15 protein-coding genes and 1 pseudogene are annotated in these 11,784 nt (G+C 65.2%); 7 read left to right on the top strand and 9 right to left on the bottom strand.

Translation table 11 applies throughout. From position 1 onward, the window contains the following. Window positions 1–449: 449 nt before the first annotated feature. Window positions 450–890: a glycosyltransferase family 2 protein gene (locus OHA40_RS22685; protein WP_330228895.1), complete on the top strand. Its 441-nt coding sequence runs from the start codon at window positions 450–452 to the stop codon at window positions 888–890. A 190-nt stretch (window positions 891–1,080) separates the two neighbouring features. After that, complete coding sequence (locus OHA40_RS22680) at window positions 1,081–2,019, top strand: hypothetical protein (protein WP_330228894.1); 939 nt, start codon at window positions 1,081–1,083, stop codon at window positions 2,017–2,019. Window positions 2,020–2,130: 111 nt separating this feature from the next. Here OHA40_RS22680 and OHA40_RS22675 read toward each other — a convergent pair. The 4 genes and pseudogenes from OHA40_RS22675 to OHA40_RS22660 form a co-directional block, all read right to left on the bottom strand. Further along, window positions 2,131–2,304 (bottom strand): annotated as a pseudogene (locus tag OHA40_RS22675) (dihydrofolate reductase family protein); the annotation flags it as partial. Window positions 2,305–2,438: 134 nt separating this feature from the next. Continuing rightward, on the bottom strand, window positions 2,439–2,702 hold the full coding sequence (locus OHA40_RS22670; protein WP_330228893.1) for a response regulator transcription factor: 264 nt from the start codon (window positions 2,700–2,702) through the stop codon (window positions 2,439–2,441). Next, on the bottom strand, window positions 2,699–3,115 hold the full coding sequence (locus tag OHA40_RS22665) for a response regulator (protein WP_330228892.1): 417 nt from the start codon (window positions 3,113–3,115) through the stop codon (window positions 2,699–2,701). Before OHA40_RS22665 ends, OHA40_RS22670 begins: the two co-directional genes overlap by 4 nt. Beyond that, complete coding sequence (locus OHA40_RS22660; protein ID WP_330228891.1) at window positions 3,116–4,303, bottom strand: sensor histidine kinase; 1,188 nt, start codon at window positions 4,301–4,303, stop codon at window positions 3,116–3,118. 205 nt (window positions 4,304–4,508) lie between these two features. On the opposite strand from OHA40_RS22660, the gene OHA40_RS22655 reads away from it, so the two are divergent. Next, complete coding sequence (locus OHA40_RS22655; RefSeq protein WP_330228890.1) at window positions 4,509–5,960, top strand: alpha/beta hydrolase; 1,452 nt, start codon at window positions 4,509–4,511, stop codon at window positions 5,958–5,960. Window positions 5,961–5,983: 23 nt separating this feature from the next. Here the strand turns inward: OHA40_RS22655 and OHA40_RS22650 are convergent, their stop codons facing one another. Further along, entirely contained in the window at window positions 5,984–7,417 is a 1,434-nt protein-coding gene (locus OHA40_RS22650) for an aminotransferase class V-fold PLP-dependent enzyme (protein ID WP_330228889.1), read from the bottom strand. A gap of 68 nt (window positions 7,418–7,485) precedes the next feature. Between OHA40_RS22650 and OHA40_RS22645 the strand changes: the two genes are divergently transcribed. After that, window positions 7,486–7,824 carry a hypothetical protein gene (locus tag OHA40_RS22645; RefSeq protein ID WP_330228888.1) on the top strand — a complete coding sequence of 113 codons (339 nt, stop codon included), beginning with the start codon at window positions 7,486–7,488 and terminating at the stop codon, window positions 7,822–7,824. Window positions 7,825–7,836: 12 nt separating this feature from the next. Here OHA40_RS22645 and OHA40_RS22640 read toward each other — a convergent pair whose 3' ends face one another. The 4 genes from OHA40_RS22640 to OHA40_RS22625 form a co-directional block, all read right to left on the bottom strand. Further along, a complete protein-coding gene (locus tag OHA40_RS22640) occupies window positions 7,837–8,220 on the bottom strand; it encodes a hypothetical protein (RefSeq protein ID WP_330228887.1) in 384 nt (127 codons plus the stop codon). A 15-nt stretch (window positions 8,221–8,235) separates the two neighbouring features. After that, window positions 8,236–8,739: a DUF3558 domain-containing protein gene (locus tag OHA40_RS22635; protein ID WP_330228886.1), complete on the bottom strand. Its 504-nt coding sequence runs from the start codon at window positions 8,737–8,739 to the stop codon at window positions 8,236–8,238. A gap of 134 nt (window positions 8,740–8,873) precedes the next feature. Next, entirely contained in the window at window positions 8,874–9,083 is a 210-nt protein-coding gene (locus OHA40_RS22630; protein ID WP_330228885.1) for a DUF397 domain-containing protein, read from the bottom strand. Beyond that, complete coding sequence (locus OHA40_RS22625; protein ID WP_330228884.1) at window positions 9,080–9,955, bottom strand: helix-turn-helix domain-containing protein; 876 nt, start codon at window positions 9,953–9,955, stop codon at window positions 9,080–9,082. Before OHA40_RS22625 ends, OHA40_RS22630 begins: the two co-directional genes overlap by 4 nt. 193 nt (window positions 9,956–10,148) lie before the next feature. Between OHA40_RS22625 and OHA40_RS22620 the strand changes: the two genes are divergently transcribed. The 3 genes from OHA40_RS22620 to OHA40_RS22610 all read left to right on the top strand — a co-directional run bounded on the left by OHA40_RS22620 (window position 10,149) and on the right by OHA40_RS22610 (window position 11,745). Next, window positions 10,149–10,622 carry a hypothetical protein gene (locus OHA40_RS22620; RefSeq protein WP_330228883.1) on the top strand — a complete coding sequence of 158 codons (474 nt, stop codon included), beginning with the start codon at window positions 10,149–10,151 and terminating at the stop codon, window positions 10,620–10,622. Window positions 10,623–10,629: 7 nt separating this feature from the next. Then, complete coding sequence (locus OHA40_RS22615) at window positions 10,630–10,965, top strand: hypothetical protein (RefSeq protein WP_330228882.1); 336 nt, start codon at window positions 10,630–10,632, stop codon at window positions 10,963–10,965. A gap of 117 nt (window positions 10,966–11,082) precedes the next feature. Then, window positions 11,083–11,745, top strand: coding sequence for a hypothetical protein (locus OHA40_RS22610; RefSeq protein ID WP_330228881.1), 663 nt, complete (start codon window positions 11,083–11,085; stop codon window positions 11,743–11,745). The last annotated feature ends 39 nt before the right edge of the window (window positions 11,746–11,784 follow it).

The raw sequence follows: 11,784 nt of genomic DNA, 5'->3' as shown, positions 1-11,784 counted from the left end.
CGCGATCGGGGCAGCGTTCTCGACATCCTGGCCCGTGATCCGCTCGAGGGAGATCGCCATGACCTCGCGCAGACTCTTCACTAAGCCGAGCAGCATCAACGTGATTCGACGGCCCATCCCCACCCTCTCGACCCGTAACGACTCAAGTTGCGCCAACAGTAGCAGACGACCATGAGGGTCTCACCGGCATCGCCCCACGCCCGGCCGAGTGGCCATGGCGGATAACTCGAATGGACGCAGAAAGCTTGTGACAATCACCAGTTTTGCACAATGCACAAGGCTATTCCCAAGTCAAGCCTGTATATTTCGGACTCCCGTCAGCGACGACGGCTGCGTAATTTCGATTCGCACCGACACCAGACAGCAGCCACGCGGCGTCACCACCTAGCAGACCGCATAATCGGCATGTTGCTCTGATGTCTTCCCGGCACACCTGGAGCTTTACGCCGATGAGCAATTCCCCCGCGCCGCCAGCCTTATCCGTCGTGATCCCCGCGTTGAACGAAGCGGCGAGCATCGTCCGCACCCTGGACCGCCTTGCCGCACAGGACGCGATCGACGAGATCATCGTGGTCGACAACGGCAGTACCGATGACACCCGCCGAATCGTCGCCGAATACGCGATCAATCAGCCAAAGGTCGTCCTCATCGAGGAGCCGCAGCGTGGTGTCGCCCGCGCACGCAGCACCGGATTCGACAGGGCCCGAGGCGATTTCATCGGAAGAACCGACGCGGACACCCTGGTCGCGCCGGATTGGGGCGATGTCATCGCGCGTCATCTGACCGAGCACCCCGACACCGCAGCGGTCACCGGCATCACGACCTTTCCGTTGCTCGCTTTCGTGAGCGAGAAGCTGCCGGTGCAAGCCGGATCACGTAGGCGCCGTTGATGTTCCGCAACCCAGGTCGAATTCCTTCTCTGATACGAGAATAGCGATCGAGTATGTGTATGGGCCGCGTAAGCTAGCGTCTCGGCAACCGCGTTGATCGTTGATCCGGGCTGATCGTCCTGAAGAGTGGACGCGACCCGGGCCGGGGAGGAAGTCGATGGATATGCGTTCTGTTGCTATCACGACAACTATGGCTGGCGTCCTTGCGGTGGGCTCGGCAGTGGCTGGCGCCGGTCCGGCATCGGCGGCACCGTTGCCGCCGGAATGCACCATGCAGGGGAATCACGTCACCTGCACCTACACCGCCAACCGGCCGCTGCCGGTCGGCTTCGGCAGCGGTACATTTCTGCCGCTGCCGAGATCTGTCGCCAATGTGCGCATCGATGCCGTCGGCGCATCGGGCCAGGACAGCTGCTGCCACACCATCGCGCCCGGCGGACGCGCCGCCCGCGTCGCGGGCGATGTCTGGGTCCCGCCCGGTGCGCGACTGATCATCCGGGTTGCCGAGCCCGCGGGCGGCAGCCGTGGTGGGCGCACACGCCCGTATCCTGGCGCGGATCCGGCCGCCTACCCGAATGTTCAGGGCGGCAATGGAGGTGGCGCGTCGTCGGTGCGGCTGGACCTCGGTGTCGCCCTCCCGCCCGCCACCGTCCCCAGCACCGTCGAACTCGGCACTGCCGCTGGTGGCGGCGGCGGCGCGGCGACCTGGGACGGGCGGCTGTCCCCGGGTGGTGACGCGGATATGCCAGGTGCCGGTGCCCGCGGTGGCGCGGCGGGCGGTCCGAATACTCCGCTGGCACCGGGCGGCGGCGAGGACGTGTTCGGTCCCGATTCGCATGCGGGCGGCGACGGTGGCCCCGGATACGGAGGCTCCGGCGGCGGCGGGGTGGCGGGCACCGGCAGCGGGATCGGTGGCGGCGGTGGGGGCGGCGCTGGTTGGCGCGGGGGCGGCGGGGGCGGAGTCGGCGGGCAGAGCGACGACGGTCGCGGCGACCCGGACACCCCACCCGGCGCAGGCGGTGGCGGCGCATCACTGATTCCGCCCGGCGGCGCGGTCACGCTCGCCGAGCACAACGAACAACCGCGGGTCGTGATCAGTTTCGACGTGCTGCCGATCCCGGGCAGCTAGCGGCTGGTCACTCTAGTCTGCGACTACACCACTGCCGACGGTAAGCAGATCCACACCGACACGGACGGCTTCCTGCACATTCGCCTCTTGACGTCGGCCCGTTTCCTCCAGTCACCGTCGCCAGAACAAGTGATGCGCTACCCCGATCGAACTCGGGATCCGCTCCAGATGAAAGCGGTCGACGAGTTCGTCGGGGCTTGCCCACAACCGTTCGCCACGGCCGAGTTCGAGCGGCGCGACGGCGACATGCATCGTGTCGATGAGGTCGGCATCCAGGCACCGCCGATCAGACCGTGCAGGCGGTCACCGAGGTGGCGCTTGCGGCCCTCGCCGGTGTGGGGTAGCCGCGCACCGGAGCGAAGGCTCTGTGCGAGCCGGAGTTGTACGCGCCCGAGTAGGGCTCGGGTCAACCAGGCTGGTCAATCCTCTGCGTCGCGGACCAAGAGTGCGATCTGCACTCGGTTCTCGACCGCCAGCTTGGTGAACAGGTTGCCGGTGTGCGCCTTGACGGTTGCGATGCTGATGCGCAGCCGCTCGGCGATCTCCGGGTTTCCCAGCCCGTCGGCGATGGCCCGAGCAGTTTCGAGTTCCCGTTCGGTCAGTGTCGACAGCTGTCTTCGCGCGGCATCGCGGGACGAGCGGCGAGCGGCGCGGGACTGTGGTCCGGTAGCGGCGGCGATCACTCGTGCCGTGGCTTCCGGAGACAGTATGGGGTTGCCATCGGCCACTGTCGGCCCGCGTCTACGATCCGCGCCGGCGAAGTGTCCTTGAGGATGAACCCGAGTGCTCCGGCGTGCAGCGCGCCGAGCACCAGATCGTCGGAGTCGAACGTGGTCAGCATGAGCACCCGCGGCGGCGCCGGTCGGCTGAGAATTTCCCGGGTCGCGCTGAGACCGTCACGGCCGGGCATCCGCACATCCATCAGCACGACGTCCGGCCGTTGCTCGTCCACGATTCCGATCGCGGCGTCCCCGGTGGCCGCCTCTGCGACGACGGTCAGGTCCGGTTCGCCGTCGATGATGAGCCGCAGCGCCATCCGCACCAGCTGATCGTCGTCGACGATAAGAACATGTATCGGCTCCCTCTCGCTATCCACTCACATTCCCCTGTGGCGATTATGGTTCGGCCAGGGTAGTTGTGCGGTGAGGATATATCCGTTGTCGGGTGTCGGATGGTGGTCGAGCTTTCCGCCGACGATGCCGATTCGTTCGGTGAGTCCGAGCAGGCCGAACCCGGACGTCGGTGTTCGAGCGGGTATTGCGCTGGTAGCCGGGGAATTTCGGACGCTGATGTGCAGTTCGTCGCCGGCTGTTCCGCTGAGCAGGATGTCTACCCGTGCGCCCGGGGCGTGCTTGGCGACATTGGTCAGCCCCTCTTGGACGATCCGGTAGCACGTTCGTCCGACCGCGTCGGACGGGGTTCCCGTCACGGTGGTGGCGAGTGTGACGTCCAGTCCCGATGTGCGGGCCTCGGCCACCAGTTCGGGGATTCGGTCGAGCGAGGGTTGCGGTGGCTCCGGCGGATTCGGGTCGGCACGGAGCACGCCGAGGACGTCTCGTAGTTCCTCCAGCGCCTGCCGGGAGCCATCGGCGATGCCGCGGATCAGCACGCGACTGTCCTCAGCCGGGAGGTCACCGCGGTGGTCCAGCACTCCAGCTTGCATTGCGACGAGGGAGATTCGGTGCGCGAGCACATCGTGCATCTCGCGAGCGATCCGATTTCGTTCCAGGGCGCGGGCCTGCGCCGCCCGCGCGGCCTGTTCCCGCTCCGCGCTTTCCGCCCGGTCCCGCAAGGACCGCACTTCGACGCGTCGTGCTCCGATTGCCATGCCCACGGCCACCGCGACGCCCGCGCTCAGTGCCGGAAGCGCGAATTGGAGCGACCTCGCGGTGGGGCTGCTCTCGACCGGGTAGAGCCCGAGCGCGAATTGCGACGCGGTCACATAGGCCAGCACGACGACCCCGATCTCCACCGGACGTCGACGAGTGGAAATCGAGCACAGCGCCAGCAGCGCGGCGCCGGTGGCGAGTATCGACGCCGTCGACGCGATCGTGACGGTCAGGGCGACCGCAAGCGGAAACCGGCGCCGCCACAGCAGCGCAATCAAGCAGCCCACAGCAATCAGCGGATCACCGGTGACAAACCAGGAATCCGGTTCGGCCGCGTGCCCCGGCGGCAGCAGCACACCGGCATTGACCCAGACGGCTATGCCCAGCGCCGCCGCAGCCGCCGACCGCCAGGTCTGCTGCCACCCTCCGAGCCGTGGCGCGACGTCAGTGTTCATCGTGGCCATTATCGCGAAGCCGTGCGGGACAGTGCATCGGTCCCGGGTCTACCGGATCCTCGACCAGGGTCGTATCACCGCCTCGACTTTGGTCGAGGACGGTTCGAACCCCGTGGCCGATGTGGCGGCCACAACGAATGCGCAGACTTGTCCAGATACTCGAGAGCAACCGCATCCGAGCGCCCTTCAGTCGGGAGAACGTTGTATGCGCAAAACCTTGTTACGCCTGCTCGCCGCCACCGCGGTCGCGGCGACCGCGATTCCGTTCGCATCGGTGGCGGCGCAGCCGTCCACCGTGAAGTGGGGGCGGTGCCCGGAGGATGTCGCCGGACCCGTACTGCAGTGCGCCACGGTCGAAGTCCCACTGGACTACCGGAATCCGGACGGACAGCACATCGAGATCATGATTTCCAAGCTGGAGAGCAAGAATCCCGCGAAGCGCCGCGGCGTGCTGATGACCAACGCGGGCGGCCCCGGCATCGCGGCACTCGGCTTCGGGGCCGTTCTCGCCGCCTCGGGGCTGCCGCCACAGCTGCTGGACTCCTACGACGTGATCAGCTTCGACCCGCGCGGTGTCGGCCACAGCACGCCGGTGACCTGCAACTTTACCCCGGAGCAGCAGAAACGCGGCATTATCCCGGCGTACGCGCACACCGCGGCCGATGTCGAGCGGGAGGCCGTGTTCGCGCGGACCGTCGCCGAACAGTGCGCCAACTCGCCGACGGCATGGATGCTGCCGCACACCACCACCGCGAACACCGCGCGCGATATGGACCGGATCCGCGCGGCGCTGGGCCAGGAGAAGGTCTCCTATCTCGCTCCGTCTTACGGCACCTACCTCGGTGCGGTGTACACGACGATGTTCCCGGAGCGCACCGATCGGGTGGTGCTCGACAGCAGCCTGCCCGCCGCCGGTTACGACGTCACGTTCATGCGGGGGTTCGGTCGTGGAACGCAGGACCGGTTCCCGGACTTCGCGGCGTTCGCGGCCGCGCATCCCGAGTACGGATTGGGCACCACGAGCGAGCAAGTCAGGGCGAAGTACTTCGACCTGGCGGCGCGGTTGGAGGCCGAACCGGTCCAGGGCATCGGCGCGACGGCGTTCCGCGACACCATGCTCCAACTTCTCTACGACGATTCGTCGTTGCCCCTGCTGGCCGAGTTCATGCAAGCGCTCGACACCGACCAGCCGCTACCACCCATCCCGGCGATTGCGGGCCTGGAAAACGCCATGTCCGCTCGTCTTGCGGTGATCTGCGATGATCGGAGCTGGCCGGAAACGGTCCAGGAGTATCAGCGGAATGCTGAAGTCGACCGAGTGCGGTACCCGCTGCTCGGCGGGGCAACGGCCAATATCGGACCGTGCGCGTTCTGGCCGACCGAGCCGATCGAGCCGCCGGTACAGATCGGTGACCAGGGTCCGTCGAACGTGCTCATCGTGCAGTACCAGCGCGATCCGGGGACGCCGCTGGTCGGCGCCGAGGACATGCGGCGGGCATTCGGCGGGCGGGCCACGATGATCGTGGTCGACCAGGGCGGGCACGTGGTCATTCCCTTCAGCCGCAACAAGTGCGCGATCGACACGACAACGGCATTCCTGACCACTGGGCAGCGCCCCGCCCAGGACCTCGCCTGCGCGGCGGAGCCGAGCAAGTAACGGGTGTCCCTCCACCGGAAGCGTCAGCATCGGTCTCGATCCGGAAACGTCCTGAGCTGCTCGTCGGCAGTACGGTGGTCACACCACGACCGGAGATAGCGATGGAATCCGAGGATGTCGTCGAAGTTGCTGACCGGGCCGAGTGAGACTCGCAATGCACCGCCGGTGGGTAAACCGATGGCCGCTCGGTAGTCCTCGATCGTATGTAGCCCAGCCGACATCGTGCCGACTCGAATCAGATCTGCGGGCTCGAGTTCGAATATCGTCTCGCCGACGCCCGGGTTGCAGAAACAGCCTGCGCGCAACGCGATCCCACACTCTACTGCGCGGTCTTCGGCCACCCGCTCATCGACGATGTTGCCGTCCATATCGAGCAGGTTGAACGCGATCGTCGGGCCTCTTCCTCGGGTGTCGGTGGGGCCGTACAGCGCGCAGACGGGCGCGCCATTCGAATGGCGGAGCTTCGACATCTCAACTAGCAGGAATTCCGTCAGACACCGTACTCGTGCTCTGACCGAATCGCGATCGAGAGTCTGTCGCACGTAGTCCAAGCCGATCGACACACCGAGTGCGCCCAGGAAGTCGGGTGTCCCGTCCTCGAAATTATCGGGAGGGCCTGCGCTGGCGTGCCAGCCGCCCAGCGCACTCGAGGCGACGACGGTGCCGCCGGAGAACCAGGGACGTCGCAGCTGCGCGAGCGCGTCGTTCCTGGCGATCAGACATCCCAGCCCGGTCGGCCAGCCGAAGATCTTGTAGTAGGACAGCGGTACGAAGTCGGGCTTGTACCTGCTGAGATCCACATCGGATATCGCCGCGTACGCGGCAGCGTCGAGGAGTACCCGCCAGCCGCGGGAGTGGGCTTCGTGTATCCATTCGAGCGGATGTTGCACACCGGAGAAGTTGCTTTGTGCTGGATACGCGAACAAGGACGGCGCTGTCTCGGCGCGGTCCAACGCGTCTACCACGGCGGAGAGATCGGTGCGGAGATCTGGCCGCAGAGCGATTGTTTCCGTTGTCGCTCCACGTGCGCGGGCGTATTCGCGGATGCCGAGCACGGAGTTGTGATTGTCGCGCAGCAGCGCCAGCCGGGCTCCCGGCTGGAACGGAAACGACTCGCCGACGAGCCGAAGAGCGCCCGTGGCATTCGCTGTGAAGATCACCGAGTACTCGTCGGGATCGGCGTTCACGAATCGCAGTGTCGCCTGGCGAGCGTGCCGGATCGCCTCGGTGGATCGACGGGACGGGACGCTCGCGGAATGCGGATTTCCCCAGATGTCGTCGCCGATGACGCGCTGATACGCGCGAAGCTGTGATCGGCTGGGGAGGCCACTTCCCGTGTAGTCCAGATAGATCAGGCCCTGCTCATCGAGTCGAGGGAAGTCGTCGGCGCGGACGCGATCGAGGTGTCGCGTCCCGTGATAGGCGGGGTATGAGCGCAAGAACGTTTCGAGGCTCATATCCCCAGGTTGTGCAGCGGTCATACTCGGTCCACATCGGGCATCGTCGAAATCGATTGCTTACGATCATGATCGAGCACTCGATGCCCGGCGGACAAGTCGGCCGGAGCAACCGCTGCATCCCATCCGGGCTCATCGGCGTGGTCGACACCATTGTCGCCGTCCTCCTGACCACATTCCGTGTGAAGGTGATTCCCGAGGAGACTCTAGGCCAGGCGGTCGGCATGCTCTTGCTGGTCACCGACGGATTGGCAGCCATCGGTACGCTACTCGGGGGCTACCTCCTGAGCTGGTTCGGCACCACCAGCACTGGCATGCTGCTGACGGGCGGCATGTTCATGCTCGCGGTCGCTGTGAGCCGCGTGACCACACCCGCGCAACGACAGCCCCACGATCGGGCCAACTAGCACGACTACTCATCAGCCTGGCTCTTCGGTGGTATTCGTCATCTGGGTCGCGTTCTCGATGTCTTGGCCGGTGATGCGCTTGAAGGAGATCGCCATGACCTCGCGCATGTTCTTCACTGTCTCGATGTGTTCAAGGATGACCTTGTCGATCGAATTATCTTCGCCGGTGGCCTGTTTCAGGAACTTCATTTCCAGGTCGCGGGCCATCTCGAAATCGCCGAAACCGGAGACGCGCTGAGTTCTGCGAGCATCGGTGAGTATTTCTTCCAGATCGGCGATGCGCTGGTCACATGCCTTCGCGCAGTGATATGCGGCGTTCTCGTCGTCCAGGTACAGTTCTCCGGCCCGAGCCTGGCTGGCGAGCCGACTCCACAACGATGCGTTGTCCTCGTTCACACGATCCTCCCCTGATCAACGCGGAAGCACAGGCACAATCGACTCGCCAGCGCGGTGTAGGACTGTGCACGGGTCTTCGAGATCGTCCTGGCCAGCCCGGTTCGTTACGCCCAACTGCAATACGCCTTGGGAGGCGGGGAACACGACATCGCACTCCAGATACTTCGCTGCGCCCTCGACTCTGAACTGCCGACCTTCACGGCCCGCGACCGCGACGTCCTTGAACTCGACATTGCCCGGCTTGCTCTCGACCTCCGAGACCGTGCGACCGGTTGAATACACCGTAATGAAATACTTAGATCCCTTCCAGCCACAGATCTCCCAGCCGGACTGGTGCACTCCGGCGATACCAGGCTCCTCGGTTGCCGGATTGACCCCCGCCGCCCGCAACGCGTCGTCAGGAATCCCGGTGCACGGGTCGAACAGGGCTTTCGCAGCTGTGGTGCTTATGGTCGGCGTGCCGCTAGTGGTGTCTCCACACGCAACGGCCCCTGAGGCCACTAGGGAAGTGAGCAGCACCAATGTGATTCGACGGCCCATCCCCACCCTCTCGACCCGTGACAACGCAGGTTGCGCCCACAGTAGCAGACGACGGGCCCCAGCCCATGGGACCGCGGCATCGGGCCCGCCCTGCTCATGACGCGTCTAACCGGTCAGGCAGGCCGGGCGAATTCGTTCTCCTTCAGATCAGCGGCGAAGGCATCCCACGCGCCGGGCGTGAAGACCAGCGCCGGGCCGGTCGGGTTCTTCGAATCACGAACACCGACGTGACCAGCGTCTAGCCATGCGACTTCGACACACGCATCGGCCTCGCCACTGCGGACAGACTTGAACCACTTCGCTCCGGATAGGTCGATGATCATTGTTCGTATCTCCTTGCCATGTTCCTGAGCAGGTCTCTCGATGGTTGTTCTTCCAGTGCAGCACCACTGATGGATTCGTGAATGTCCCGAAAGCGGTTTACGTCGTCGCTCTCCTCGAAAATGATTGTCCCTATTGCGCCTTCGGTGTAGACGACGGACGGCTCGTCATTCGGAAAATCGATGATGATGTACGGCGGTATCGCCAGCCCTCCGGGGAAACCAGCAATAAACGGAACTACTCGGATCGAGACGTTATCCCGCGTGCCCATGTCGGCGAGATGACGACATTGCGAAGACATGATTCGACCGGAACAGACCACGGTACGCAACGCCGACTCATGCAACAGGAACTCGGCTCGTATCGGCTTGTGCCTTCGGGTAAGGATTGCTGATCGTTGTATTCTCCGTTCCACGAGCCGATCAGCGTCTTCCGAGCTGCCCATCGACGCAGACGCTCCCACACTGCGGGCGTAGTCGGGGGTCTGCAATAGCCCCGGTATGACGAGTGATTGGAAGAAGTGTAGTTCGGTTGCCGCAGCTTCCAATTGGAGATACGTGTTGAATCCCGGTCGGATCAGGTTCTGGAAGTCTTCCCACCAGACCCTCGAGGCAGATTGTGTCACAAGCAGTTTCAGATACTCGATTCGGTCCTCCGGTAGGCCGTAGAACCGGCAGATGTAGTCGACATCCCGAACCTTGACCTTCTCGTTCTGGCCGAGTTCGAGTCGGCTGAGCGTGGACCGGCTGATCTCCAGGACTTCGGCTACCTGCTCGAGGGTGTAGCCGTTGGCCTGGCGCGCGTCGCGCAGTGCTCGGCCCAGCTGCCGATGCGGCAGCGTCGTCCTGCTGAGGTCTGGCTTGGTACCCACCATTCCGCTGTTCCTCCCCTGCTTCCCATGGTGTGGCCGGTGATTTCCCACGGCGAGAGTCATCGTGCGCCGAACTCAGGAAGCTCCCAGGGCATACACGCCGATTGCCGCGCACCGGCTGTTTCGAGCCTCGCTTCGTGAGTACGCCCCGCAGCATATGCGCATGCCCGAGCAACACGGAAGAAAACTCGACAGCATGACGAATTCCCGAGTGGCAGAACGGACTACGTCTGGCAACCGGGCCCGGCCGAAGGTGGTGGGGTTCGTGCGGGGTGAGGTGTCGGGGTTGGATGCGCCCCGGCACGCGGTCGCCGTGGCTCGGCATGCCCGCCTGATGGGCTATGAGTACGTGTACACCGTCCGGCCCCCGCGCGATAGTGCCGATCCGGTCGGCTTCGCGCTGGGTATCGCGGCCGGGTTGGATGTGGCGGCGATCGTGGTCTTCGACCTGGCGCATGTCGATGACCGGCCCGCGCTGGTGTGTGAGGACTTCGACCTGGAAACGGTGTGCCCGCCGGTCACGTGGGCACGCGTCGCCGCACGGAGCATACCGCTTCCGCCCCGCGACGCGTCCGATGTTGCCGACCCGAGACCGGCGGCGGGAACGCTGCGGGAGGTGCTGGACGGGTTGTCGGAGCCGACGACCTCACCGGAACCGTTGCAGGGGTGACAGGCGATTGCATCGAACCACTGTCGGCGATGCCCACGCCGGATGGCGGTTGGTGGGCCATCGCATCGAGATCCTGTTCCTGCGCGACGAGCGCGACGCCACACCGGCCTACCGGCTGCGCAACGACGGCGGGACGGTCCCGATTCCGCTGGGGCAGTGCGGGCTGATCGCGTTCGACGAGCGCGCACTACCGGATCTGGCACAAGTACGGGAATGGTTCCCGCGCCACTTCCGGCTGTGGGACGCCGTCCGCAAGCACTACTGGCACGTGGTGCTGCCCGCCAACGGCGCACGCACCACCGACCTACCCATCCCGCCCCAGCCGCCGTACGCAACGGGATGAATGCGCGCGCAGCACAGCGAGGCGTAGCCCTCAACCACAAACTTCCCGTTCCGCGCCGCCCGTCGCACACGCCGGGCGAATTGTCCTGACCCCACCCGGATTGATCGAGGAGGCGAAATGCCCAAACGACGAAAGAGGCTGCGGCACACGCCGAAAGCGCACCGGAAGCCACCAACGGCATCCACCATCCGATACCCGCCGAGCGCCACGGTCGACGCGATACTCGCCACCATGATGGCGGAACGGAGCGCCGACACTGCCGCCCCGGATGCCGACACCATTCATTTCTGGGGGTTCGCCTGCGCCGACCACCCCACCACCCAAGAAGCTGCCCACACCGCGATCGTCGTCGACCCGGACGCCGAACGCTCTCCCATCTTGGATGCGGCCGAATGGCTGATCCGGAGATTTCCCGGCCGCCTCTGGGGATTCGGACTCGCCTACCGGACGATCGGCGAGATGTTCACCGGTCCCGGCGGCGTTCCCCAGGACGCAATCCAGGCAGCGATGACCGGCAGACTGCACGAACGACCGGCCGCCGACGAGGTCTGTGCCGCAACGATTTTCGACGCCCGCGGATTCACCTATACGTCTCTCACCTACGCCCACCTGCCCGAACTCGGCCCGACTCCCACCTGGGTCGGCGACACACGCACAAACACCGAATCCTGGATCGAGTTGTTCGATCGACGTGTTGTCGCCGCACACGCCTGGGCGGCGGCGATAACACTCGACCCCGACGCCAACCACGCCGCCATAGCCCGGCTCCGGATGCCCTGAACCGCTGCCGACCATGAACCGATATCTGTTCGGCGAAAT

This window comes from Nocardia sp. NBC_00508, from assembly GCF_036346875.1.
Classification (GTDB): Bacteria; Actinomycetota; Actinomycetes; order Mycobacteriales; family Mycobacteriaceae; genus Nocardia.
Note: the sequence above shows the minus strand (reverse complement) of the source record. Positions and strands in the feature narration are given on the sequence as shown.

Coding starts and splice junctions, on each gene's coding strand:
- OHA40_RS22680 (WP_330228894.1), top strand. CDS start 1,081: ATGGCTGGCGTCCTTGCGGTGGGCTCGGCAGTGGCTGGCGCCGGTCCG.
- OHA40_RS22630 (WP_330228885.1), bottom strand. CDS start 9,083: ATGATCATCGACCTATCCGGAGCGAAGTGGTTCAAGTCTGTCCGCAGT.
- OHA40_RS22625 (WP_330228884.1), bottom strand. CDS start 9,955: ATGGTGGGTACCAAGCCAGACCTCAGCAGGACGACGCTGCCGCATCGG.
- OHA40_RS22650 (WP_330228889.1), bottom strand. CDS start 7,417: ATGAGCCTCGAAACGTTCTTGCGCTCATACCCCGCCTATCACGGGACG.
- OHA40_RS22685 (WP_330228895.1), top strand. CDS start 450: ATGAGCAATTCCCCCGCGCCGCCAGCCTTATCCGTCGTGATCCCCGCG.
- OHA40_RS22645 (WP_330228888.1), top strand. CDS start 7,486: ATGATCGAGCACTCGATGCCCGGCGGACAAGTCGGCCGGAGCAACCGC.
- OHA40_RS22655 (WP_330228890.1), top strand. CDS start 4,509: ATGCGCAAAACCTTGTTACGCCTGCTCGCCGCCACCGCGGTCGCGGCG.
- OHA40_RS22610 (WP_330228881.1), top strand. CDS start 11,083: ATGCCCAAACGACGAAAGAGGCTGCGGCACACGCCGAAAGCGCACCGG.
- OHA40_RS22660 (WP_330228891.1), bottom strand. CDS start 4,303: ATGAACACTGACGTCGCGCCACGGCTCGGAGGGTGGCAGCAGACCTGG.
- OHA40_RS22620 (WP_330228883.1), top strand. CDS start 10,149: ATGACGAATTCCCGAGTGGCAGAACGGACTACGTCTGGCAACCGGGCC.